Here is a 26,019-nt window from a genome sequence, read left to right on the forward strand (position 1 = left end):
AAAGATGGTCAATCCCTTGATGGGACAGAGATTTTATTTCCTAGGAACAATGCATTCAAAAAGAGGCGATTTGTGCCATACCAACTACCTCGAAAATTAGGATTGTCAGCAAACAGCACGACTCTTCCGCTACCTACTTTGCTCACGATTAATGAAGCCGAAGGCTTTAAATTCTCGTCGCGGTTCTCGTCCGTAATAAACCCATCGATCAGCGGTTTTCTTGAGTATTTGGCTACAGTGGCGTATTCGTTTTTACTAGGGGCCAACCAGACCGTATTATTTTTGTACACGGGAATCGTTTTGTCACGATACCCAAATGCCAAGGGATGTGTCGTATCAAGATCTACCCTTAGAATAATACCACCTACGCTTTCTTTTCCAAGATTTTCAGGTGCATCTACATAGGGCTTACGCTCGGTGATCTTCGTACTGTCTTTGGTTAGGGAGTCCCGTTCTACATCCGTCAATTTTTCTTTGACCAATTTTTTTTCAATCGCCCATTTGGATGCCGTACCAATAGTAATAAGGGTATTCCCCTTATTTACCCATTGCTTGATTTTCTCTTGCTGCTTCTTACTGAGATTATATCTTCCGGATACCATGACGAGCGTGGTGTATTTATCTAAATTGATCCGATTGAAGTTCCTAAGTGGTATTTTCGTGATGGGCATGTGAACTCTGGTATCTAAAAGGTGCCAAACTTCGCCTGCCTCATAAGAACGCGTACCGGTACCGATCAGCATGGCCGCTTTCACTTTACTTACCGGTTGTATGTATCTACTGCCGAGATCGATTCCTTTAAGACTATAGCCCGAATCAACCCCATACATCGGTATTTGAAATTTCTCTTGGGCCGTCTGCAACAGGGCGAAGATTTCATCGGAATCCTTTTTTTGAAGACTTACTGGAAGCACTAGGGCCCCGTAGCCGAAACTTTTGGAGTTATTCCCACTTTGCGCCGTGAATGGTTTGAAGCTTGACGACAGGACTAAGCCTTTTTCTTGAAGGTAATGCAAGGCTGCGGGTGCGTTGTAATCATCCCAATCGAGAATATAGGCGTAGTCCGATTTTTGAACCGGCGCGACCGAGACCACTGTTTCGGTACTTTCAACTTTTTCTCCAAGATTCAACGTATTTACCGCCTTGTATTTCATGTTGTAAAAGTTACCTACTGACCAGGCCGAGGCATCATAGTAAACGCTATCCCGATATTTGGTATAGGTTTCGAACATCGTTTGTACCATACGATACTGAGCTTGTTTGGTAGGCACCACATATCGATTTCCCGATTTATACACGTCGATTTGATGTTGTAATAGTTTATCGATAAAAGCCTTGGTTCTATTCGCATCATATGCATCACCGAATTCGTATCCTCGAATTTTACTTTTACCCGCTATGGTCAGTGCGCTTTTAAAGAAATTCTGCTGATACTTGCGCATATAGGCTTTGTTCGCTACCGCTGTCTTTACTGTTGTAATACCTGATGTATACTGGTTGCGAATGGTGAAGGGAAATGTTATTTTTCCAAAGGCGGTCTTTTGCTCATGTCCTCTTGAACTGGCTTGTTCGAAGAGAAGGCCTAACCCTCCTTGCATATCCGGATACGACGAGCCATAACCCGGATAGGTACCGTCAAATACTTCTTTGGTGAAGTAGAAAGAACCAATACTGTCTAAGGCCTTGGCGAATTCAGCGCCAAACATGTTATTCAGGTCTTCGTAGTTTTCCTTGGGCATAATAGGATCTAAAGATCCATTAACCTTCATGGGCTCAAAGAAGTACGTCGCATTCGAGCCCATTTCATGAAAATCGGTGACCACGTTCGGATACCATTCGTGAAACCATTTCAGTTTGCCTTGACTTTCAGGGTGTATCGCCAATAACCAATCACGGTTGAGGTCAAACCAGTAGTGATTGGTTCGCCCGCCAGGCCAGTATTCGTTATGTTCCGCATCCTGCGGGTCCGATACATTCGGCGTACCTTGATACGTATTCGCCCATTGGGTATGGCGATCACGGCCATCAGGATTGATGGTCGGGTCGATCATGATAACGGCATTCTCAAGGTATCTCAATATTTCCGGGTTGTTCGATGCGGCAAAGGTATAGGCGGTAAGCAAAGCGGCTTCTGAACTAGAGGGCTCATTTCCATGAACGTTATACGCCAAATTGATAAAGATGGGTACTTCATTATAGTTTGAAACCGTTTTGGTCGGATCTGTAAATGCCAAATGCTGCTCTTTCAATTGGGATAGATTCGATAGGTTTTCGGGCGAGGTAATGGTTAGCATGACCAACTTCCGTCCTTCATGAGTGGCTCCATATTGGTAAATAGAGGCCCTATCCGAAGTTTCGGCCAGCTTGGTCAAATAAGCCACAATCAGGTCATGGCGTGTGTGATGTTCCCCGATTCCATAACCCAAAAACTCTTCTGGACTTGGAATTGATTGGTTAAAGGGATGGAATTTCTTGAAAAAGTAGTCTTGAGCATGAATTGATGTACTGACGAACAGCACCAAAAGGAGTAATTTTTTGAACATGAAGGAGTAGATTAATTAGTCGTATTAAATATAGGTATAATAGACCGAAACCCCTTGCTGAACGCAGAAAGAATTACCTAGGCCACGGAGGGTATCTGTTGGTGGATTTCCTTGAACTTCACGATGTAATGTGTGCCCTTTTTGGTAATATCACGCATGATGGAACCATGAAGCTGACGCGCTAGGTTGTGTATGAGTTTCAGTCCCAGTGATTTGGTGGTTTTATGGTTGATGGTTTCAGAGAAGCCGACTCCGGTATCGCCGATATTAAGTACATATTCATCAAAATCGCCTTTTCGCAATCGAATGAAGATGACTCCCTGACTGTCGTCCACTATGCCATATTTTAACGCATTGGTCACCGCCTCATTAATCAATAGGCCCAGCGGAATGGCCGTATCGATATTGAGTTTCACATTAGGTATGTCAATATCAAGTGTAATATTCTTACTGGTTCCTTTGATGGAGCGTACCAAGTATTCGGCTAGTTCCTCAACGTACGACTGGTAACCTATTTTAGCTATGTCTTCTCGCATGTACAGCATTTCATGAACCATGGCCATAGCAATAACCCTGTTCTGACTATTTTTTAATAGGGTCTTTGTTTCTATGTCATCCACGTTTCTAGCCTGTAAGCTGAGTAGACTGGATACGGTTTGAAGGTTGTTTTTGACACGGTGGTGCACTTCCTTCAGCAAGGTTTCCTTTTCATTGATCTTCGCCTCTAATTTATCTTTGGTCTTGTACAAGGTATGATGGGCATGTAATAGGTTCTTTCCAAATACGCCCCCTAACAAGTAAACTGAAAACAGAACACTGAGCAGCGCAAAGATATCTTTTGATTTTGCGGGAATCACATTCGTGGCAAAACTAAAATCAGCGATACTTTGGGAATAGATCAATACAATGATCAATAAGTTGAGATTTAGGTAAAGGGTTCCGTACTTTTTGGTAGTTACATAACCTGCTACTACGATCAATGCCAACACAAAGATAAAGGGGCTATTGATACCTCCACTATATAAGGTAATAATACTTGCACCCGCTAGGGTCATAATGGAAACGATATTGTAGGTTAGCGTTAGATTTTTATGTAGATAATACAGGAGCGTATTGATAAGGTTGAGTATCCCGAAGCTGAGAAATATCCAGGGGATGACTTGCGTGATGTCAAGCATAAAAAGACAGATACAACAAAAAAGTATAGAGAAAAAGGAAGTGAAATAATTTACCCGTAGCACTAAACGTGCCTTGTTAGCAAGTCGTTCCGTTGGTTTTATAGTTGATTTCATAGCGGTCTTATTAGGTATTCAGGAAATGAACTCCGTCGGGGGTTCCCTTATTTTCGGCTTTGATGGTCAAATCCGTCTTTGTGGTAAAACTAAATATGTTTTAGCATATATAACTAGTTTTCCGTTCATTTTTGGAATTTTAGAATCAAAGCCTATCATTCGTAAACGCTATTATAGTTACGAATTCAGTGTCACTTCGGACGTATTCTTTCAGTCCTGGAATTTATGATCGTTTCACCTTGGGCGTAAGCTCTGTAAGATTGGCAATCTTAATGGCCTTGCCCTGCTCAATACTTCTTCGAGCGGCTATTCCGATTAAAATGGACATTGCCCCATCTCGTATACCCGCTCCGCGACCGAATTCATCCTCAATCTCTGGGGTCTTGAAGATTTTATCTTGCAATCGACCATCTCCACCTCCATGTCCATTTCGTTCGACGTTCACGGAAAGAGTTTCATGGTCTTTCCATAAATTGTGTAAAATAATAGGTTGCTTGTCTACTTTCATTTCTTTTGTTTGCTCCATTTCCCTCGTGTGCATTTCAGCTTGATCTATCTTGATGTTTTCATTGTAGGGAATGTCCAACCAAGCTTCCAATCGTCCTTTGGTACCGTTGAATGAAACCCGCCAACCTTCAAAGGGTGAGTAGGTAGTAAGGGAATAATTTACAACCACTTTGTTCGCGTACTTGATTTGGGCCGACATCTTATCATAGATATCGATATTTTCCCTGAAGAGGCAGTTATCACGTAGGTAACCATCTTCATGTTCATGGTCTACATATAATTCTTTTGAACGCTTATCTTTTGTAATATCCCAATAAAAATTGCATTCACTCTTGTGGTCGCAGCTTCGACAGTTTTTTCCTCGAAAGGGGCCGTTCGAGCCGTAGAACTCCAAATCGCCATAGGCAAAGACTTCACTTGGTTCTGAATTGATCCACCAGTTCAACAGATCAAAATGATGCGTAGCCTTATGCACCCAGAGTGAACCGCCACTATTCATTTCACCATGCCACCTTCTGAAATAGGAAGCTCCGTGATAGGTGTTTAGGTACCAGTGAAAATCAACGGAAACCAATTTTCCTATGGACTTGTCTTTGAGCAGTTTTTTGATTTCCGTGGCATATGGACTCCATCGATAGTTGAAACCAACGATTAGATTCTTACTTGATTTCTTCTCCGCCTCTAAAATTGCTTGGCATTTGGTCTCGTCAATGGTCAATGGTTTTTCGGTCAGAACATCACATCCCATTTCCAATCCTTTTATAATAAACTCGTGATGCGTAGAATCTTTTGTGGTCACGATCAATAGGTCGGGGTCCGTGGTTTTCATCATCTCATCGAAATCGACAAAGGTGGGACATTTGGCTCCAATGAATTTTTTACCATATTCCAAGCGACTCGGATTGATATCGCTAAGCCCTACAAACTCCAGTATATCCGAATATTCATCAACAAGGCGCTTCCCCCAGAACGTAGTACCGCGAATACCGGTACCGACAAGAGCTACTTTTAGTTTTTTTTTGGTTCCGAAACTAAATGCATGTAAGGGCAGGGCAGTAGTGGCGGTCAACATGCTAATAGAGGTCAAAAATTTTCTTCTCGAAGTCGTCATGGCTATTTTTTGAAATCCCTTAAAGTTATTGAATTTTCATGAATACCTGACGAGGCAGTTAGCTCGGTGACAAAAGTAAAAGCGGGCGGCCCAATCAATGGGTCGCTCGCTTTTATAACATTGTTTTAATAGGTGTTATTGGTCTGTCAAGACCCATTCCCCTTTATTGATGAGGGGCTCTGCTTGTTTGTACTTGACCACTTTGCTTTCGCCACTCATAATATTTTTTATGGTAACACGATCGTTTCTACCGATTTTTGGCTTTTCCCGTACTATGGTTTCAGTAATCGCAGGTCGACCTCCCTGATTTTGAGCAATGGCCCGACTTTGAGCAGCCCTTTCATCACTGTTCGGAATCTCCTCTTTGCTCGTTTGCAAATTCTCTTTTGGTCTACGAACATTGCGTTCTTCTCTAATCTCGTTTGGGTTACCGCTTGGTAATTCGCCTTTGAACAAGAACGAAACCACTTCTTTATTGACCTTGTCGATCATACTCTTGAACAGTTCGAACGCCTCGAATTTGTATATCAAGAGCGGGTCTTTTTGTTCATGTACGGCCAGTTGAACCGATTGCTTCAACTCATCCATTTTACGCAGATGGGTCTTCCAAGCATCGTCTATGATGGCGAGCGTGATGTTTTTCTCAAAATCGGTGACCAACTGCTTTCCATTACTTTCATAGGCCTCTTTTAAGTTCGTGACCACATTCAAGGTTTTTATACCGTCGGTGAAAGGAACAACGATGCGTTCAAACTTGTTGGTGGCATCTTCGTACACTTGTTTGATTACCGGAAAGGCAGTCTCTGCATTCCGCTGAATTTTATCTTGGTAATGATCATAGGCATGTTTGTACACCTTGTTGGAAATATCCTGTACCGTAAATTTGCCGAATTCCTCCTCCGTTACGGGTGAGGTAATCGAAAAGTATTTGATCAACTCGAATTCGAAGTTTTTGAAATCGCTTGCCGCTTTGTTCGTATCCGTAATCACCTCACAAGTATCGTAGACCATGTTGGCAATATCGACCTGTAAGCGTTCTCCTTGCAATGCATGGCGCCTACGCTTGTAGACAACTTCCCGTTGCGCGTTCATCACATCGTCATATTCCAAAAGTCGCTTACGCACTCCGAAGTTATTTTCCTCTACTTTTTTCTGGGCCCGTTCAATCGACTTGGTCATCATCGAATGTTGAATGACCTCACCTTCTTCCAGTCCCATTTTATCCATCATTTTGGCAACTCGATCCGAACCGAAAAGGCGCATCAGGTTATCTTCCAATGAAACATAGAATTGAGAGCTTCCGGGATCTCCTTGACGTCCGGAACGTCCTCTCAGCTGACGGTCAACACGTCGTGAATCGTGACGCTCTGTACCGACAATCGCCAATCCTCCGGCGGCTTTCACTTCATCCGAGAGTTTGATATCGGTTCCCCTACCGGCCATGTTGGTGGCTATGGTCACCACTCCGGACTTACCAGCCTCGGCAACTACGTCAGCTTCCTTTTTATGTAATTTCGCGTTCAGTACATTGTGTGGTACTTTTCTAATGGTCAACATTCTTGAGAGCAATTCCGATATCTCTACCGAAGTAGTACCGATCAAGACCGGTCGGCCATCTTTTGAGAGTTTGGTCACTTCTTCGATGATGGCATTGTATTTTTCTCGTTTTGTTTTGTAAATCAAATCGTTGCGGTCATCACGGGCTATCGGGCGGTTGGTCGGAATCTCAACAACATCAAGTTTATAGATTTCCCAGAATTCACCAGCCTCGGTTACCGCGGTACCGGTCATACCTGCCAGTTTACCGTACATTCGAAAATAATTCTGTAAGGTCACCGTGGCAAAAGTTTGGGTCAATGCCTCGATTTTTACATTTTCCTTAGCCTCAATGGCCTGATGTAATCCGTCGGAATAGCGTCGACCGTCCATAATACGGCCCGTTTGCTCATCAACGATCATCACCTTATTTTCCATGACCACATACTCCACATCTTTTTCGAAAAGGGTATAGGCTTTGAGCAATTGGCTCATCGTGTGGATACGTTCACTTTTAACGGTGAAGTCTTTGAAGAGCTCTTCTTTCAGTTCCGCCTCTTTCTCGATATCTAGATTTTGGTTTTCGATTTGAGCAATTTCACTACCGATATCGGGCATAATGAAAAAGTCATTGTCTTCGACCCCTGAGATATATTCCACCCCCTTATCGGTCAGTTCGATCTGATTGTTTTTTTCATCGATAACAAAGAGTAGATCTTCATCGACTTTGGGCATTTCGCGATTGTTGTCTTGCATGTAGAAGTTCTCGGTCTTCTGTAGCAATTGCTTGATGCCTTCTTCGCTCAAGAATTTGATGAGGGCCTTGTTCTTTGGTAGGCCTCTAAATACACGGAGCAACAAGAACCCGCCTTCTTTGGTATCTCCTGAAGCGATTGATTTTTTCGCTTCGGCAAGAACACCGGTCAGATGTTGCCTTTGCTTTTGAACGATATCCGAAATTTTGGGTTTAAGCTCGTTGAACTCATGGCGGTCTCCCTCAGGTACAGGACCTGAAATAATCAAGGGGGTACGGGCGTCGTCTACTAAAACGGAATCCACTTCATCGACTATGGCGTAGTTGTGGGGTCGTTGTACCAAGTCTTTTGGCGTATGGGCCATATTATCCCTGAGGTAATCAAAACCGAATTCATTATTCGTTCCGTAGGTTATATCGGCATTGTAAGCTGCCCTGCGACCATCGGAATTAGGTCTATGGTAATCGATGCAGTCTACGGATAATCCATGAAATTGGAAAATGGGAGCCATCCACGCGCTGTCACGTTTGGCCAGGTAATCGTTCACGGTGACCAAATGGGCACCATTTCCGGTAAGGGCGTTCAAATAGAGCGGGAGGGTAGCCACTAAGGTTTTACCTTCACCCGTCTGCATTTCCGCGATTTTACCTTGGTGTAGGGCTATGCCTCCGATAAGCTGCACATCATAGTGAATCATGTCCCAGGTTACCTCTTTCCCTGCAGCGTCCCATGAGTTGCTCCAAATCGCTTTGTCACCATCCAAGGTTACGTAATTTTTATCTCCGGAAAGTTCCCTGTCGTATTCCGAAGCGGTCACTTCTATGGTGGTGTTATGAACGAAGCGTTTTGCAGTCTCCTTTACTACAGCGAAAGCTTCAGGGAGTAGGTCATTCAATGTTTTTTCGGATATGCTATACGCTTCTTCCTTAAGCCGATCGATTTCGGAATAAATATCCTCGTTCTTGTCAATATCGGTAGATACCTTCACTTCCTCTTCCAATTCTGCGATTTGGGTATCAAGGTCCAATCGGTCTTTTTTGATACGGGCCTTGAACTCGGCGGTCTTGTTTCTTAGCTCGTCGTGGCTTAAGTTCTCGAGTGAAGTTTCAAAAGACTTGATTTCTTTGACCAAAGGTTGAAGGGCCTTGACATCTTTTTGTGACTTGTCACCCACAAATGCCTTTAAAACTGAATTTATAAAACTCATACTATTGTTTTAGTTATTTGGAAAGCGCCGTGCAAGCCTTTGAATCATTGCAGCACTTTATCTTCATTAGAATCGTGATGCCTCTAGGTGAGCAAAAGGCATTCCAGTTTACTATCGACGCCTAAACTGGCGCATTACCTGCCAAAATTACATAAAAAAAAAGCCTCCTAGGAGACTTTTTTCATTTCAATTACGCTAAAATATCTTAATACTCGTCCTCGTTCCAGAGGTAGTCTTCTTCCGTGGGATAGTCCGGCCAGATTTCTTCTATAGACTCATAGATCTCACCTCCTTCTTCTTCCATTGACTGCAGGTTTTCAACAACCTCCAATGGAGCACCTGTACGAATTGAGTAATCGATTAATTCGTCTTTTGTGGCGGGCCATGGCGCATCACTTAAATAGGATGCTAATTCTAATGTCCAATACATGGTTAAAGTTTGATTTTAAAATTTTTGCAAAAGTAATTTTTAAAACGAAATAGCCAAGTGAATTGGCATTTTTTATGAAATTATTTTGCTTTCAATACATGGATAACGAAGAAATTACGGATTTATTAGTCTTTTTTTTCAGGAATCCATTTTATCTCATTCGCATGTAAGTCTGAAGACAATTTTCGTGCCAAGACGAAGAGGTAATCCGAGAGGCGGTTCAAGTAAACCAAAACCTGGAGATCTACCGGTACATTTTCGTGTAATTGAGTCACTAAACGTTCCGCTCGGCGACATACGGTTCTGGCGATATGACAATATGACACTGTTGTGTGACCACCGGGAAGGATAAAATGGGTCATTGGGGGTAACTTTTCATCCATTGAATCCATTTTGGTTTCAAGGAGTTCGATATCCGCATCGACTATTTTAGGAATGTTCAAACGTTCCTTACCGTTTTTTAACAACATCTTTTCTGGATCCGTCGCCAGGATGGCTCCAACGGTAAATAATTTGCTTTGGATCAAGGTCAACGTCTCTTTAGAGGAGACATCGATGTCTTGGTCGCGTATGAGGCCCAACCACGAATTCAGCTCATCTACAGTGCCGTAGCTATCGATACGTATGTGATGCTTCGCTACTCTGGTTCCTCCAAACAGGGCTGTAGTGCCTTTATCCCCGGTTTTTGTATAGATCTTCATTTATTGTGTTCAAGAATGACTGTGAACAGGCGCTTTACTTCTCGGCTTCCTTGTCCTTTCGTTTATATCCGTCCATGAATTTACGGGAATTCCGTGTTTTGGCTTTTCGACGGTTCATCATCGAAATGACCACGTATATTGAGAAAAGCACTCCGATTATTATATATGTTGTTTTACTCTCCATGTCTTCGAAGTTGAATCTTCAATTTAGTGGATTAAATCCGAATCTTAAAATGTTCTTTCGCCTGCTCTTTTCGGAAAAAAAGAAGTCCGCAGTAAAATAGGTCAATGGAAACGGTCACTGTAGTATTTTGCTTGAGGGAATTCCATAATTCGGTTCTATCCTTGGTAGTATGTATGTTGTCTATGAGTAGTATACTGTCATTGTGAATACTATTTTTTTGAGCGTTCAACTCGACCTTTGACGCTTCATCGAAGTAGATCAAATCATAACATTTCTGTTGACCGATCCTTAGGTCGAATTCTTTTCTGATTTGCCTTTCAATAGGCTGATTTTCAGTAATTAAGTCTAGGGTTTTTATCTTGAAAAAAGCAATGGATTTTAAGAGAACGCCCATAGTCTTAGAGCCTTCAAATTTGGGTTTGGCATATAAACATCGGGTTACAAATGAATAGACAAAGGGTGAATGAACACCATGTTGATTGGTGGCTGTCAAAAGGTGGTTGATGTGAGCCTTGAGTCGGTACATTTAATTCTTGTTTTTGGGATATCAAGATCAGTTTGTATAACTCATTCATCCAATTGCATAGAAAGCTCGAACCAGCGTTCCGTCTTGGTTTCGATACCATCGATGATTTCCTTCAGTTTTTTAGAGAGTTCGGCAATTTCATCTCCGGAGAGATCGCCTGTAATGAATTCCTGTTCAATCTCCCCTTTTTTGAACTCTAGCTTGCGGATATCTTTTTCAAGTTGTTTGTACTCCTTCTGTTCTTTATACGATAAGCCTTTGACCGTATCATCGGCCTTCCAACTTTTCTTTTCGGGTTTTATTTCGGACAACTTTTTCTTTTCCTCTCGGCTTTCGATGATGACGCTATCCTCATAAATCCTAAAATCAGAATAGTTTCCGGGAAAGTCCTCGATGACCCCATCACCCCGAAACACAAAGAGGTGGTCTACTATTTTATCCATAAAGTAGCGATCGTGCGATACGACAATTAGGCATCCCGGAAAATCCAAAAGGAAACTTTCCAGCACGTTTAAGGTAACAATATCCAAATCGTTCGTGGGTTCGTCCAAAATCAGGAAATTCGGATTTTGGATCAGAACCGTACACAAATAAAGCCGTTTGCGTTCTCCTCCGCTTAGCTTTTCTACAAAATCGTACTGCTTTTTTCGATCGAACAGGAAACGTTCCAACAGTTGTTGTGCAGAAATTTGCCGCCCTTTGGCCAACGGAATGTAATCACCGAATTCACGGATAACTTCGATTACCTTTTGGCCTGGCTTGATTTCGATGCCTTTTTGGGTATAATACCCGAATTTTATGGTATCGCCCACAACGACCTTACCACCATCGGGCTGGTCACTACCTGTGATGATGTTCAAAAAGGTCGATTTACCTGTGCCGTTTTTTCCGATTATGCCAATACGTTCCCCTTTCAAAAAGGTGTAATTGAACTGATCGAGAATGGGTTTGTCAGGAAACGATTTTGAGATCTTGTGCAATTCAAGAATCTTGCTTCCCATGCGTTGCATGTTGATCTCAAGTTCGATTTCGTGATCTTTACGTCGTTTACCTGCTCTTTCCTTGATGGCCTGAAAGTCACTTATACGTGACTTTGACTTAGTGGTTCGGGCCTTGGGCTGGCGTCGCATCCAGCTTAATTCTTGTTTGAACAGTCGTTTGGTCTTGTGATGCTCTACGGCTTCCTGTTCAATTCGAGCCTCCTTTTTTTCCAGGTAATAGGAGTAGTTTCCCTTGTACGGATACAGTTGTCCATCTTCCAATTCAATGATCTCATTGCACACCCGTTCTAAAAAGTAGCGGTCGTGCGTCACCATAAAAAGGGTCATATTTTCCTTGGCAAAATAGTCTTCCAACCATTCGATCATCTCAAGGTCAAGGTGGTTGGTCGGCTCATCCAAGATCAATAATTCGGGTCGATTGATCAAGGCATTGGCCAGGGCGAGTCGTTTTTTCTGTCCTCCTGAAAGTTTTCCCACTTTCACATCGAGGTTTTCGAGTTTGAGTTTAAAAAGAATTTGCTTGTACTGCGTTTCGAAATCCCAAGCATTGAAACGTTCCATTGCCTCAAAGGCAATTTGATAGGCGTCAGCATCTTCAGGGTTCTGTAGAGCCCTTTCATAGTTCTGAATGACCTTCAGTATCTCATTGTCGGAAGCGAAGATGGTCTCTTCGACCGTTAGATTGGGCTCTAAATCGGGTTCTTGCTCTAAAAAGGAAACGCGAATGTTCTTTCGGTAATTGACTTGACCGGCGTCGGGAGTGTCTTTTCCAGAAAGTATGTTGAGAATAGAAGTTTTACCTGTACCGTTCTTAGCGATAAAGGCAATTTTCTGATCTTTGTTAACACCAAAGGAAAGGCCTTTAAAAAGTACTAGTTCGCCATAGGCTTTTGATATGTTTTCAACGGTGAGCAGGTTCATGTAGTGCTATTTGGATTTATAGATTTCAGGCTGTCCCATGAGGTGTTGTAAGAATAGATATCGTATACCTAAGGCGAGCAAAATGAAAATAACAAGGGGAGAGAACACCTGAATTTTAAAGAGCCAAATGAAAGGTATGATGAGTATAAGAACAAGTAGGGTCCAAAGGTATTTTTTGATCCATTCGGGCGGTGTTGTACGTTTTACCAGGATAAATGCAATGATCACATTGATCGGAAAGACCCAAAGCACATTGAAATTTGAAACTGTTTGGCTATGATCAGTCAAGAACCATAGGAAAAGAAGTAATACCCCGGCTAGTCCGGTTACAAAAAAGAGCGTAAAATCAAGCCATCTACTTCTCCGTTTTTTAGTGAAATCCCTGTATGTGACAAATACGGCGATGAGCAGGAGCACTAGAAGCCAAAAGAAGGGTGTCATCAAGAACGAGCCTGATTTATGGAGTGATTTTGATTGATAGAGAACCGATATGCTGGAAACCAATGGTTCATTGTTCAACTTAGCCGTTTGTAACTGCTCTAGGGTGTAGGCCGGAAGATACATGTGTTCTTCGGGAGTGGCTTCCACATCGATAACCGAGCCTAGTGCGAGATCGATTCCGAACGCGGACCATGAATTCGTATCCAAATTTTGATGGATCAGTTGACGAAACGTAAACTTATTTTTTAGATAGGTATCATCGAATACCAACGGATCTCCTAACGAAGTTTTAAGTACCTCCCAAACTTTTGTAGAACAGTTGTCAAAGAAGAAATCATAGGAATAGACCTGGTTCTCGGGCAGATTATTACGTTCTAGAAATCTGAACAGCGCATTTCGCTCGATAAGGCTAAGGTTCAAGTCTTGTTCCTTGACCCATCTGTCGTAATACTCATATTCCGCTAAAAACCTAGGAAAACGTTGTCGCGCCAAACGATAATCCATTTGCCCCTGAATAAATTTCAGGTAAAAATATTTTGAGGAATCATCGAATATGCCATAGTTGTACACTACGTCAATTCCCAAAGAGGTGTCTTGAACGTGAAATGCGCTGTGGCCAAAAGAGGCGTATAATTCTTCACCAGGACCACAGGTCAGGACACTAATTTTTGAAAGTGGTGTCAATTCAGGAGTTTGGCCAAGACCAAAAAAGGAACAGCCAATGAAAAAGGTGCCAAAAAATAAGTGCAATAGCTTCATGAAATACGCTGATCTTTCAAGGGCAAATATGCGAATAATAATGGACTAAAACGATTACTTAAAAATTGTCTTATTTTTACTGAACTCATCCTTGGTAGTTATGAAAAGACACATTCCGAACTTTATAACCTTGCTCAATGTTTTTTGTGGATGTGTGGCGACCGTTTTCGCCGTACTCAATCAACTGGAGTTAGCTGCGGTTTTTGTATGCCTCGGTATTCTTTTCGACTTTTTTGATGGTCTGGCGGCACGAGTTTTGGATGTACGCAGTGAATTGGGGCTACAACTCGATTCTTTGGCAGATGTCATTACAAGCGGAGTAGTGCCTGGCATTGTAATGTTTCAATTGTTGGGCATGTCCATGTCGGGAGGTTGGAACGTAGATATGAGTGCTCAAGCGTCTGACGCTACTTTTTGGGTCGGACTCAAAGTAGCCCCGCTGCCATTTTTTGGTTTTTTGATTACGATGGCCTCGGCGTATCGTTTGGCAAAGTTCAATATTGATGCGAATCAAACATCCTCTTTTATCGGTTTGCCCACTCCGGCAAATACCTTGTTGATCATATCCTTACCATTGATATTGATCTATCAGAACAATGATCTCTTGAACGGAATCATATTAAATCAATGGTTCTTGATCGCCATGACCATTTTAAGTGCGGTTCTACTCAATAGTAATATTAAGCTCTTTGCCCTCAAGTTCAAGAATTGGAACTTTCAGGATAATGCCCTGCGTTACATTTTTATTATCATCAGTTTGGTGTTACTGGTCACATTTCGGTTTTTGGCAGTACCTATAATAATAGCTTTTTATATTGTAAGTTCGGTCATCAGTAAATCTTCTAACGGATGACAGCAATTGATCTCTTATTGATACAGACCCAGGAGGCCCATAAGTGGACACATCAGTTAATCGATTCGGTACCCGATCCGCTCTGGGATATTACGCCAGAAGTATTGGAATCGAATATCGCATGGCAGATCGGTCACTTGGTAATTAGCGAATACTATCATGCCATTTTGGTGATTAAAGGTTTTGACGAAGAAATTACGGCAAAAATCGATTTAAAAACGCATAACCAATTATACGGGTACAACAGTGATCCTAGAAATGTAGTCGGCAAAGCGCACCCCCTTGAGTTGCGCGAGCAATTACACTTTATTCAAAAGAAGGTGTTGGCGACAATTGGTGCACTACGCGATACGGATTTGGAAGCCGCGGTTGAACAACCGATCAAACAAAAACACCCTGTGGCCATTACAAAATTTGATGCCATTTCATGGAATATCAAACACACCATGTGGCATTGTGGGCAGATGGCGACACTTAAAAGAATGGTGCATGAAAGCTATGATTACGGATTAAAAAAAAGTAGTTGACCCCGTTGACCTATGAACGACAATCTCATCCACTGGAATGTTGATCCTGAAATCTTCTGGATTACAGATTCATTTCCACTCAAATATTACGGCCTTTTTTGGATTTTAGGGCTGACCTTAGGGTACTATATTGTGCAGAGAATCTATAAAAAGGAGGACGTGCCGACGGAACAGCTAGAACAGTTGGCAAGCTATATTTTTGTAGGGATACTATTGGGCGCGCGTTTGGGCCATTGCTTGTTTTATGATTTTGAGTATTATTCCGAGCATCTTTTGGAAATCGTCTTGCCTATTCGTGAAGTGAACGGAAGCTATCAATTTAGTGGTTTTCAAGGTTTGGCAAGCCACGGGGGTGTCGTCGGGGCCATAATCGCGATTGCCTATTATTGGAAAAAGACCAAGACCAACCTCTTGTGGATGTTGGATAGGGTGTCCATAGGAGGGGCAGTGACCGCCGCCTTTATTCGATTGGGCAATTTGATGAACTCTGAAATTTATGGCAAGCCTACCGATGGCAGTTGGGGTTTTGTTTTTGAACGAGATGACCTGATACCGAGACATCCGACCCAGTTGTATGAAGCCGTGGCCTATTTGGTGATCTTCGCGGTCTTGGCTTTCCTGTACCGAAAAAGAACGGCCACCACCCGAAACGGACTCCTTGTTGGCATGTTGTTCATTCTTTTGTTTTCCGCCCGCTTCATCATCGAATTTTTTAAGGAGAATCAAGTGGGTTTCGAAGATACGATGACGCTGAATATGGGCCAATGGTTGAGTGTGCCGTTTGTTGTATTCGGATTGTTATTGGTTTTCCGCAAGGATAATCGAGTTGCAAAAGAAACTCTTTCGTGAAGTTGAATTCCACAGACTCATATTGGTTTTTAGGTTTGACAGCCTTGGCCTTGGGATATTGTCTTTTGACCAAAACAGCTCTATTCGAATCTAGTGTAATCGTTACTGGAATTCTGTGCGTTGCACTCATAGCAATAGGTCGAAAAGAAGGATATCTCTTCGGTCTATACAATTGTGCGGCATATGCTTGGATTGCTTACGAAAATGGACTTTTTGGTGAAGTTCTCCTGAACCTCTTGTTTTATCTCCCTACTGGTGTAATCGGTTTCTTTATGTGGCGAAAAAGGGAAGGAGGCAAAGGGGTTTTGATGCGAAGATTGTCATGGCCTACTTTGGTTAAAATAATGGGAAGCGTTCTTCTCTTCGTTCTTATTTTGGGTTTCTTGCTAACTTTTTTCAAAGGTCAAAAAAATCCCTTTCTCGACGCGACCACCAATGCTGTAGGTATTTGTGCTACTTTTTTAATGATGTATCGCTATGCGGAACAATGGATATTCTATATTCTGTTGAACTGTATCACGATTGCACTTTGGGCCTTGAGGTATATCGACCAAGGCACTGAGGTAGACAGTATGATTTTTATGTGGGTCCTTTTTCTCGCAAATAGTATTTTTGGATATGTTACCTGGTCTAGAAACACCAGCCCCAATGCATTTGAAAACGATTATGAAAAGAGGATTGACCTTAGGTAAGTTCGCACCACTACACAAAGGACATGAGTTTCTTCTGAAAACAGCACTTTCGGAAGTAGACGAACTGTATGTATTGATTTATGATACTGATGTGATTTCAGTTCCCTTACAAGTACGCGCGGGTTGGATCAAAGAATTATTTCCCACTATCATAATTATAGAGGCTTGGGATGGTCCTGAGGGTTACGGTGACACTCCTGAAATCAAAAAAGTTCAGGAAGAGTACATTCTAAAGCGACTAGGAACCGTCAAGATTACGCATTTCTATAGTAGCGAATTTTACGGGGATCATGTGAGTAAGGCATTAGGCGCAATCGATCGACGAGTAGATGAAGCTCGGCGAGTTATTCCTATTTCAGGCACGGCATTGCGTAAGAATACTTTTGGGTTACGAGCTTATCTCTCAGACATTGTATATAAAGATTTAGTGCTTCGGGTTTGTTTTTTAGGGGCTCCCTCCACTGGTAAAAGCACACTTACTATAAAATTGAGTGCGATTTATGATACTGAATATATGCCTGAATACGGAGCCGAGTTTTGGCTTGAAAACCAAATTAATCGCCGAATCACCCTTGATCAGTTGGAGTTGATTGCACCGGAGCACCATAATAGAGAGGATGAACTCGTGTTACAAAGCAATGGTTATTTGTTTTGCGACACCTGTGCCATTACCACCTATATGTTCGCCAAAGACTATCACGGTATGGCTGGTCCGGTTTTGACACAATATGCGAAAATGGCGGAAAAACGGTATGATCTCTTCTTTTTGTGTGATACCGATATTCCTTATCACGATACGTGGGAACGTAGTGGAAATCAGAAACGTCAATGGTTTCAAAATCAAATTATCGGGGATTTAAAAGAAAGAAAAATTCCCTTTATCAGACTGGCAGGAACTCTTGAAGAACGTGTTCAAAAGGTGCAGAAAGTTTTAAGGGATTTTGAGAAGTACGATACTATTTTAGATCACTAAAAATCGAGTTTCTTCTTCCTCAATTCAAAATTTTGACCTAAGTATACCTTTCTTACCATTTCATCGGCGGCGAGGTCTTCTGGATGACCAGACTTCAAAATTCCCCCTTCGAACATTAGGTATGAACGTTCCGTAATGGCCAGGGTTTCCTGTACATTATGATCTGTAATCAAGATGCCGATATTCTTATTTTTCAATTGGGCTACAATGCGCTGAATATCCTCGACCGCTACTGGATCCACGCCTGCAAAAGGTTCGTCCAACAAGATGAATTTAGGATCTGTGGCCAGGGCCCTTGCTATTTCAGTACGTCGGCGTTCACCTCCTGATAGCAAATCGCCCCTGTTCTTACGAATATGTCCCAAACCGAATTCTTCAATGAGCGACTCCATTTTATGAAGTTGCTCCTTCTTACTGAGCTTGGTGAGCTGCAATACGCTCAAAATGTTCTCTTCAATACTCAATTTTCTAAAGACGGAAGCTTCTTGGGCGAGATAACCTATTCCGTTCTGAGCCCTTTTGTACATGGGAAATTTAGTAATTTCCATATCATCCAGGAAAATTTTGCCCCCGTTGGGTTTGACCAGGCCTACGATCATGTAGAACGAAGTGGTTTTTCCTGCACCGTTTGGCCCGAGAAGACCGACGATTTCTCCTTGGTTCACCTCTAAGGAGATGCCCTTGACCACGCGTCGCCCACGATAGGCTTTCATTATATTGTCTGCTCTTAACTTCACGATTTCAAATCTAACCTATAAACTTATGGAAGAGCCGTAAACCCCATTTTTTTAACTTTTTTTGGCACGTTGGGCAGCCAACTTTGCCTCCCGCTTGGCTTCTCCTTTTAACACCTTTTTCGAAATGTAGATACTAATTTGATATAAAATCAATATGGGTAGGGCCACTACCACCTGACTAATAACATCAGGAGGGGTAATAACGGCTGCTAAAATCAAAATGACGACCAAAGATATTTTTCGATACTTTTTTAATATTTCCGGGGTCACTAAACCAACCTTGGTCAAAAAATAGACAATAATGGGAAGTTCGAAAATGAGCCCACAGGCAATTACCGAAATTCTAACTTTTGCCACATAATCTGACAAATCGAACTCATTGCTAACCTCTGCACTTACTTGGTAGCTACCCAAAAAGTTAATAGTCAAAGGAGCAACAATATAATAACCGAACAGTGCTCCCGCAAAGAATAGCAGTGAAGAGATAAATATGAAGCCCTTAGAGTATTTGCGTTCATTTTCATGTAGTCCGGGGCTGATAAATTTCCACATTTCATACAGCACATACGGGAAGCCAACAATGAAACCAGCCCAGATCGAGGTCCAAATATGGGCGGAAAACTGACCGGCCATCAAACGACTTTGAATGGTAAAGGGAAGTTCATCGGCACAGAAATCGGAATCGACACCTAATAAAGTTCCTATTTTGCAGAAGAACCTATAGGTTGGAAAATCCATTTTTTTTGGCCCGAAAAGTATGGTGTCAAATATAAATTCACGCATGAGGAAAGCCACGCTCCCGATGATAACCACCGCTAAAGTGGCGCGGATCAAATGCCATCTCAATTCTTCCAGATGGTCTAAAAAGGACATTTCATCAGCTGGCTGGGCAATTTTTTTTGCCATTATAGAATACCTTCGTTAATTAGATTATGTAAATGTACGATACCCTTATATTTTTTACCTTCCACGGCAATCAATTGTGAGATTCCATTGTCTTGCATTAGCTCTAGGGCACGCACTGCGAGCATATCCGTGGCAATGGTTTTCGGGTTTGAACTCATAATATCTTTTGCCGTAAGGCCATTGATACTATCGTATTTATTCAGCATACGTCGAATATCACCGTCCGTAACGACTCCGACAATCTCCTCATCTTTTAAAACGGCTGTCACCCCGAGCATTTTTTCCGATATTTCAACAATAACATTCTTTACGTCAGTCGACACATCTACTTGGGGCTTTTGATTGGCATTCGCAATATCCGCGACCCTAAGATACAATCGTTTGCCCAAAGCCCCTCCTGGGTGGTATTTGGCAAAATCCGTACTGCTGAAGCCCTTGAGTTCCAAGAGACAAATTGCCAAAGCATCGCCCATAACCAGTTGTGCCGTTGTACTTGTAGTAGGTGCCAAATTGTTCGGACAGGCCTCTTCGGCGATGTGGGTGTTCAGCACAAAATGCGACTGTTGCCCCAAAAAGGAATCGAGATTACCGGTCATTCCGATCAATTTGTTCGTCCCTCTTTTGATGAGCGGAACCAACATTTTGATTTCTGGAGTATTGCCACTGTTCGATATGCAGATAACAACGTCGTTTTCTTGAATAGTACCCAAGTCGCCATGAATGGCGTCGGCCGCATGCATGAAAATCGCGGGGGTGCCTGTCGAATTTAAAGTAGATACTATTTTGGAGGCAATAATGGCACTCTTGCCGATACCGGAAACGATGACCCGTCCTTTTGAGTCGATGATGCATTTTACAGCCTTTGCAAAATCATCGGACAATAAGGACGTTAGGTTTTGAACAGCTTCCGCCTCTTTTTGTATGGTTTTTTTGGCGAGATCAAGTATGGCTTCGGTATCGTTCAAGCTATTATTTAACGTTAGGGATTGCATTCCTAAAAGAATGTCATATATTTAAGATTACAAATTTACATAAACTTACCCTTATGTATCGTTTTTAAATAAATTCAATGGATGTGCTGGTCTAACCGCTTAAAAATCCGTATCTTAAAATTGCAATAGATTTTAAACCCCCGATGTAATTAGTGCCAAATGGAAAAACAAGGTTTGGTTTTGAGTGAACTGGATTTACATGCTTCTTTAAAAAAATATTTTGGCTTTTCGAAGTTTAAGGGCCTCCAAGAACAAGTTATTAAGAATATCGTTCAGGGGAAGAACACCTTTGTCATTATGCCCACTGGTGGCGGCAAGTCGCTGTGTTACCAATTGCCAGCTTTGATGCAAGAGGGTACCGCTATTGTGGTTTCCCCTTTGATCGCCCTGATGAAAAACCAGGTAGATGCCATTAGGGGTATCTCTTCACAAAATGGCATTGCCCACGTATTGAATTCCTCGCTGAACAAAGCGGAGGTGAAGCAGGTAAAGGAAGACATCACCAATGGTATTACCAAATTACTTTACGTAGCCCCAGAATCTTTGACGAAAGAAGAATACGTCGATTTTTTAAGAACGGTCAAGGTGTCTTTCGTGGCGGTAGACGAAGCCCATTGTATTTCAGAATGGGGTCACGATTTCCGTCCTGAATATCGAAACCTGAAAACGATAGTCGGGCGATTGGGAGACCATATTCCCATTATCGGTCTTACTGCAACCGCCACCCCCAAAGTACAGGAAGATATTATCAAGAACCTTGGCATTACCGATGCAAAGGTCTTTAAGGCCTCCTTTAATCGACCCAATCTGTATTATGAGGTGCGCACCAAGACCGATAATGTCGATGCGGATATTATTCGCTTTGTCAAGCAGAATTCGGGAAAGTCGGGTATCATTTATTGCTTGAGCAGGAAAAGGGTGCAGGAGTTGGCACAAGTGTTACAAGTGAACGGAATCAGTGCCGTGCCCTATCACGCTGGCTTCGATGCAAAGACGCGATCGAAGTACCAAGACATGTTTCTCATGGAAGACGTGGATGTGGTGGTGGCGACCATTGCCTTTGGTATGGGTATTGACAAACCCGATGTACGTTTTGTAATCCACCACGACATTCCAAAAAGTATCGAGAGCTACTATCAAGAGACCGGTCGTGCCGGCAGAGATGGTGGAGAGGGACATTGTTTGGCTTTTTATTCCTATAAGGATATTGAAAAGTTGGAAAAGTTCATGTCGAACAAACCCGTGGCAGAACAGGAAATAGGAAACGCTCTTCTACAAGAGGTCGTGGCGTATGCCGAAACGTCCATGTCGCGAAGAAAATTCATGCTACACTATTTTGGGGAAGAATTCGACGAGGTCAATGGAGAAGGGGCCGATATGGACGATAATACCAGAAACCCAAAACCTAAAGAAGAGGCCAAAGAAAATGTTGGTAAACTCATACAAGTCGTACAGGGTACTGTGGAAAAGTTCAAATCAAAAGAAATTGTCAAGACCCTGACCGGTAAGACCAATGCCTTGATTTCTTCGCACAAGACAAACGAAAAACCGTTCTTCGGTATTGGCGCTGAAATGGACGAGGGCTATTGGATGGCTTTGATACGGCAATCATTGGTAGCTGGTTATCTCCGAAAAGAAATAGAACAATACGGCATTTTGAAGGTTACGGAAAAAGGAAAGGACTTTCTCAAAACTCCGCTTTCTTTCATGATGACTAAAGATCATGTATACAATAAGGCCAACAGTGATGCCATTGTCAGTGCTTCAAAGGGGGGAGTAGCCGATGACCGGCTATTGAAGCAATTGAAAGATCTTCGAAAAAGACAAGCCAAGAAATTGGATGTACCCCCTTATGTGGTTTTTCAAGATCCCTCTTTACAAGATATGGCATTGAAGTATCCTGTATCAATGGAAGAATTATTGAATATCGTGGGAGTAGGTGAGGGTAAGGCCAAAAAGTATGGACGTCCCTTTGTCGAATTGATCCGAAGTTACGTCGAGGAAAACGATATTTTAAGACCCGATGACCTCGTGGTCAAAAGTACAGGTGCAAATTCCGCGTTAAAGCTTTATATCATTCAAAATGTAGATCGAAAATTACCTTTAGATGACATCGCTTCGGCCAAAGGACTGGAACTCGTCGAGCTCATCAAAGAAATGGAACAAATCGTTTTCAGTGGAACAAAATTAAATTTGGGCTATTGGATAGATGAAGTGCTTGATGAAGACCAGCAAGAAGAGATACACGATTATTTTCTGGAGGCCGAAACAGATGGTATTGAAGAGGCGTTGTCCGAGTTCGATGGAGATTACGAAGATGAGGAACTACGTCTCTATCGACTCAAATTTTTCAGTGAAGTTGCCAATTGAGTAATCGACATAAAAAAGCCCCGGAAAGGGGCTTTTTACTTCATCTTTGTATTGCTGATTACATTTCTTCTTTGGCTTCAATGGCCATCTCGCAACCATATTCATCCATAAAGAAGTTGTCTAAGTCATCCGCTTTTAGCGCTAGATTCTTGATGTTTTCCTTGATGGAATCGGCATGGTCGGTAAAGATATCCGAGAGATGGGTTCTATAGGATATGAAGATTTTATTCTCATGAACACCTAAAGAATAAGGATCGACATTCTTACCTAATAAATACTGCATTAATTCCTGTAAATTTTGCTTTGGCAACTGATTCATCGGTGAAGTTGCGACCAAATAATCTCGTTTGAAAACGAATATTCGAATAAGGGCGCTCCCTTGATGGAACTCCCAAAAATCTCTACCTGCTCTTCCTAAAACCGGGTTCATGCCTAATTCAGTCAATGCCTCTTCCACGAATTTAGCAAAATGGCTCTTTTCGAATTCTTCCCAAATAGAAATATCCATATCATTTCCGCAGTTGTTGCAGAATTCCGTTTCCTGTTCGGTATAGGAATCACAAGAATTGCACTTCACACGATATCCGTTATCGGTATAGGTGAAATCATTGATCTCTTTTACCAAATCGGAGTGCTTGACACCGAAACCAACGTTATCCGCTTCATTGAATTTCGAAGTGGTCACCCCTACAAGATTTCCTGCTTGGTTGAGCATGGGTCCCCCAGAGTTTCCTGGGTTTACCGCGGCATCGGTTTGTAGATAATGTCTGGCGCCCATGGGCTGACTATTTGAAGATACAATACCTTCGGTTACCGTATATGGCATTCCAAAAGGGTACCCGTGAATATACACTTTGCTGGTATTGGAAACTTGTACGTCTTCATTGAGGGTGATATCGTTCTCTTTGTTTTCAAATCCGTCTATGTGCAAGAAGGCCAAGTCCACTTCTGGGTTTACCATGACCACATTGGCGACAAATCGATCTTTCTTGTAGTCTTCAACAGCGACCGTTTTGGCGCCGGCGACGACATGATAATTGGTAATAACGTGATTTTTACCACTAACGGCGAAACCACTTCCGGTTCCTGATGCTGTGATGATCTTAAATACTGATTTCTTTATGTTTTCCATGATTCTTTATCTCTTAGTGATGATTCGGGTTTATCCGAAAAGTTTAGCGAAAAGTCCTTTACTCCCTTTATTGGAGGCCATTTTGGTGTTTCCATTCAGGAAATTATAGTACGTTTCCAAGAGTTTAGGAGCTGCTTTTTGTGGTTCAAGCCCCGATACGTTTTCCAAAACGTCATAAATGGCGTTCTTATGTAGTTCCTCTACATTGAAGTTGTAGAGCATGTATTGGAAGTTATATTGGAGAAAATAACATAGTGAAAAGTTGTCGCCATCGTTAACGTATTTGGTCACCGTATTTTCCAATTTTTTGGCATCGTCCTGTAAGATCTGCACAGAACTTCTCCATTTCAAGGAAATGAAGGCATCGGCATGGTAAATATCCTTCATAAAGTCTTCTTTCGACTTTGCACAAAGTTTCTGCATCAAATTGATGCCCTTGTCGATCCGATGTTGAAAATCGATTTGACCATTGAACATATTATAAACATATTCCTGCAATTTTGTTCGCAACGTACCATGCACATAAGGCATATTCACGATTTTTAAGATAGAAATGACGATGATATCCCACTGAAATGCATCCCATCTTTTTTCTTTGAAGAAGGCGCTGTAATTTTGGTAATCGGTCAAGATATCACTGATTTGACCCCAAACTTTTTCGATCTCCTCACCGGCCAAAGGTTGCACATTTGCTTCTTTGTAGAAGTCCGCCTTGTATTTCTCAACGAATTCGTCGTCATAGTCATCGGCATAAACACAGATTTCACGAAGTACATCATATACTTTATAAGGTTGACATAACGCTATCGGCATTTCGTACTCAAACCATAGCGTGTCATCTTTGAGATGTATTTGAGATAAAGTCAGTGGATTGAAATTTACTTCGGCTATTTTTCTAAATAGGGCTACTTTGTTGGTCGCCTCGGTTACCCTTAGAAATGGTGCCTTGACTGAAAAAGTGGTCTCATTCAGTTCGACGTGTATTTCCGCAGACCCTTGTCCTTTAGTTATTGAAAAGCCATTGCTGGTATCTTTGTTTCCGAGTAACTCCGGATTCATATAGTTAATCGTCTCGATGAGCGCTTTTCTGAAATCTTTGGCATCATAAGCGTCCATGGCCTTGTCCCAATGGGATACCTCTGTACGCGGTTCGTCTATGCCCTGAATAGGCCTTTCGAATTTTGGTAATACATTTTTCATAAATATGATTGTTTATTTAGGGGGTTTGAAATCGTTTTAGATACAACGGGAATTTTTTTCATTTATTTTTTCTGAAACCTCCCACAAAGGGTTATGCATTGAATTTGAAACAAAGTTCCATCGGTATGTGGTTTTTGAAAAACCAGATAACCGTGAAATGTACCTCCCTGTAAACAGGGAATAGAATTTTATAAATTGTTTAACTTTATTTTGAAAACTTTAAACAATAATTATGATTGTACTACTTTCTTTCCTGCTACTTTTGAGGAAATTTAAAAACATACACACTATGAAAAAGATGAAAACTTTCTTCGCTGTAGCCCTACTTTTTGTTGGAGCAGTATCCTTTGCACAATCTGAAACTATTGTTGGTGTCGCCGCCGGAAACGATAATTTCTCAACTTTGGTAACGGCTGTCAAGACTGCCGGACTAGTAGAAACATTAAGTTCTGAGGGACCTTTTACAGTATTTGCCCCTACCAATGATGCTTTTGCCAAGTTACCCGATGGTACGGTTTCAAGTTTATTGATGCCTGCCAGTAAAACTGACTTGACTGGTATTTTGACTTACCATGTAGTGGCCGGAAAATTTGAGGCTGCAGCTGTTATCGACGCGATTAAAGCCAATAACGGTGCGTTTAAGGTAAAAACCGTTCAGGGCAATGAAATTGTACTCACTTTAAAAGAGGATAAGGTGGTGTTGACAGATGCCAAAGGAGGAACTTCTACGGTTGTTATAGCGGATGTTGCAGCAAGTAACGGCGTAATTCATGCCATTGATACGGTAGTAATGCCCCAATAAGATGTGATTAATTTTCCCCGAAATAAAATGCCACTGGTACTACCAGTGGCATTTTTATTTCATACTATTTTG

General features: G+C 42.0%; 21 protein-coding genes and 1 pseudogene. 7 read left to right on the top strand and 15 right to left on the bottom strand.

Features of this window, described 5'->3' with window-relative positions:
- Positions 1-8: 8 nt before the first annotated feature.
- The 10 genes and pseudogenes from ACKWCA_RS22935 to ACKWCA_RS22975 all read right to left on the bottom strand — a co-directional run.
- On the bottom strand, positions 9-2,543 hold the full coding sequence (locus ACKWCA_RS22935) for a M14 family zinc carboxypeptidase (protein WP_413980585.1): 2,535 nt from the start codon (positions 2,541-2,543) through the stop codon (positions 9-11).
- A 77-nt stretch (positions 2,544-2,620) separates the two neighbouring features.
- A complete protein-coding gene (locus ACKWCA_RS22940; RefSeq protein WP_413980586.1) occupies positions 2,621-3,835 on the bottom strand; it encodes a sensor histidine kinase in 1,215 nt (404 codons plus the stop codon).
- Positions 3,836-4,058: 223 nt separating this feature from the next.
- On the bottom strand, positions 4,059-5,453 hold the full coding sequence (locus tag ACKWCA_RS22945; RefSeq protein WP_413980587.1) for a Gfo/Idh/MocA family oxidoreductase: 1,395 nt from the start codon (positions 5,451-5,453) through the stop codon (positions 4,059-4,061).
- Between the two features lie 135 nt (positions 5,454-5,588).
- Positions 5,589-8,951: a preprotein translocase subunit SecA gene (gene secA, locus ACKWCA_RS22950; RefSeq protein WP_413980588.1), complete on the bottom strand. Its 3,363-nt coding sequence runs from the start codon at positions 8,949-8,951 to the stop codon at positions 5,589-5,591.
- 205 nt (positions 8,952-9,156) lie between these two features.
- Positions 9,157-9,381: a DUF2795 domain-containing protein gene (locus ACKWCA_RS22955; protein ID WP_013994285.1), complete on the bottom strand. Its 225-nt coding sequence runs from the start codon at positions 9,379-9,381 to the stop codon at positions 9,157-9,159.
- 125 nt (positions 9,382-9,506) lie between these two features.
- Complete coding sequence (locus ACKWCA_RS22960) at positions 9,507-10,082, bottom strand: cob(I)yrinic acid a,c-diamide adenosyltransferase (RefSeq protein WP_413980589.1); 576 nt, start codon at positions 10,080-10,082, stop codon at positions 9,507-9,509.
- Between the two features lie 215 nt (positions 10,083-10,297).
- Positions 10,298-10,792, bottom strand: a complete 495-nt coding sequence (locus ACKWCA_RS22965; RefSeq protein ID WP_413980590.1) for a hypothetical protein — start codon at positions 10,790-10,792, stop codon at positions 10,298-10,300.
- 41 nt (positions 10,793-10,833) lie between these two features.
- The gene (locus ACKWCA_RS22970; RefSeq protein WP_413980591.1) at positions 10,834-12,714 is read right to left on the bottom strand and encodes an ABC-F family ATP-binding cassette domain-containing protein; all 1,881 of its coding nucleotides are present in this window, start codon (positions 12,712-12,714) and stop codon (positions 10,834-10,836) included.
- A gap of 6 nt (positions 12,715-12,720) precedes the next feature.
- Positions 12,721-13,278 (bottom strand): DUF1129 domain-containing protein, encoded by a 558-nt coding sequence (locus tag ACKWCA_RS24000; protein ID WP_462046592.1) that lies wholly within the window; start codon positions 13,276-13,278, stop codon positions 12,721-12,723.
- 171 nt (positions 13,279-13,449) lie between these two features.
- Positions 13,450-13,914 (bottom strand): annotated as a pseudogene (locus ACKWCA_RS22975) (lipoprotein N-acyltransferase Lnb domain-containing protein); the annotation flags it as partial.
- 100 nt (positions 13,915-14,014) lie between these two features.
- Here ACKWCA_RS22975 and ACKWCA_RS22980 point away from each other — a divergent pair.
- Genes ACKWCA_RS22980 through ACKWCA_RS23000 form a run of 5 tightly spaced genes read left to right on the top strand, consistent with a single transcriptional unit; the run spans position 14,015 to position 17,808 of the window.
- Positions 14,015-14,767 carry a CDP-alcohol phosphatidyltransferase family protein gene (locus ACKWCA_RS22980; protein ID WP_413980592.1) on the top strand — a complete coding sequence of 251 codons (753 nt, stop codon included), beginning with the start codon at positions 14,015-14,017 and terminating at the stop codon, positions 14,765-14,767.
- A complete protein-coding gene (locus tag ACKWCA_RS22985) occupies positions 14,764-15,294 on the top strand; it encodes a DinB family protein (protein ID WP_413980593.1) in 531 nt (176 codons plus the stop codon). The genes ACKWCA_RS22980 and ACKWCA_RS22985 overlap by 4 nt, the downstream gene beginning before the upstream one ends.
- Before the next feature lie 12 nt (positions 15,295-15,306).
- On the top strand, positions 15,307-16,143 hold the full coding sequence (lgt, locus tag ACKWCA_RS22990) for a prolipoprotein diacylglyceryl transferase (RefSeq protein WP_413980594.1): 837 nt from the start codon (positions 15,307-15,309) through the stop codon (positions 16,141-16,143).
- A complete protein-coding gene (gene pnuC / locus ACKWCA_RS22995; protein ID WP_413980595.1) occupies positions 16,140-16,835 on the top strand; it encodes a nicotinamide riboside transporter PnuC in 696 nt (231 codons plus the stop codon). Before lgt ends, pnuC begins: the two co-directional genes overlap by 4 nt.
- Positions 16,810-17,808 carry an AAA family ATPase gene (locus ACKWCA_RS23000; protein WP_413980596.1) on the top strand — a complete coding sequence of 333 codons (999 nt, stop codon included), beginning with the start codon at positions 16,810-16,812 and terminating at the stop codon, positions 17,806-17,808. The genes pnuC and ACKWCA_RS23000 overlap by 26 nt, the downstream gene beginning before the upstream one ends.
- Here ACKWCA_RS23000 and lptB read toward each other — a convergent pair.
- The 3 genes from lptB to ACKWCA_RS23015 are packed head-to-tail and all read right to left on the bottom strand — an operon-like array spanning position 17,805 to position 20,416.
- Entirely contained in the window at positions 17,805-18,545 is a 741-nt protein-coding gene (gene lptB / locus ACKWCA_RS23005) for an LPS export ABC transporter ATP-binding protein (RefSeq protein ID WP_413980597.1), read from the bottom strand. The two genes, ACKWCA_RS23000 and lptB, sit on opposite strands and share 4 nt — an antisense overlap.
- 51 nt (positions 18,546-18,596) lie before the next feature.
- Positions 18,597-19,451 (bottom strand): twin-arginine translocase subunit TatC, encoded by an 855-nt coding sequence (gene tatC / locus ACKWCA_RS23010; protein WP_413980598.1) that lies wholly within the window; start codon positions 19,449-19,451, stop codon positions 18,597-18,599.
- Positions 19,451-20,416 carry a KpsF/GutQ family sugar-phosphate isomerase gene (locus tag ACKWCA_RS23015; RefSeq protein WP_413980599.1) on the bottom strand — a complete coding sequence of 322 codons (966 nt, stop codon included), beginning with the start codon at positions 20,414-20,416 and terminating at the stop codon, positions 19,451-19,453. The genes tatC and ACKWCA_RS23015 overlap by 1 nt, the downstream gene beginning before the upstream one ends.
- A gap of 186 nt (positions 20,417-20,602) precedes the next feature.
- Between ACKWCA_RS23015 and recQ the strand changes: the two genes are divergently transcribed.
- Positions 20,603-22,813 (top strand): DNA helicase RecQ, encoded by a 2,211-nt coding sequence (gene recQ / locus ACKWCA_RS23020; protein ID WP_413980600.1) that lies wholly within the window; start codon positions 20,603-20,605, stop codon positions 22,811-22,813.
- A 58-nt stretch (positions 22,814-22,871) separates the two neighbouring features.
- Here the strand turns inward: recQ and ACKWCA_RS23025 are convergent, their stop codons facing one another.
- Both ACKWCA_RS23025 and ACKWCA_RS23030 read right to left on the bottom strand, forming a co-directional pair.
- On the bottom strand, positions 22,872-23,945 hold the full coding sequence (locus ACKWCA_RS23025) for a trypsin-like peptidase domain-containing protein (protein WP_413980601.1): 1,074 nt from the start codon (positions 23,943-23,945) through the stop codon (positions 22,872-22,874).
- Positions 23,946-23,975: 30 nt separating this feature from the next.
- Positions 23,976-25,145 carry a type III secretion system chaperone family protein gene (locus ACKWCA_RS23030; protein WP_413980602.1) on the bottom strand — a complete coding sequence of 390 codons (1,170 nt, stop codon included), beginning with the start codon at positions 25,143-25,145 and terminating at the stop codon, positions 23,976-23,978.
- Between the two features lie 298 nt (positions 25,146-25,443).
- Between ACKWCA_RS23030 and ACKWCA_RS23035 the strand changes: the two genes are divergently transcribed.
- On the top strand, positions 25,444-25,947 hold the full coding sequence (locus ACKWCA_RS23035) for a fasciclin domain-containing protein (protein WP_413980665.1): 504 nt from the start codon (positions 25,444-25,446) through the stop codon (positions 25,945-25,947).
- Positions 25,948-26,019: the final 72 nt, after the last annotated feature.

This window comes from Maribacter corallii (genome assembly GCF_047345415.1).
GTDB lineage: Bacteria > Bacteroidota > Bacteroidia > Flavobacteriales > Flavobacteriaceae > Maribacter_C.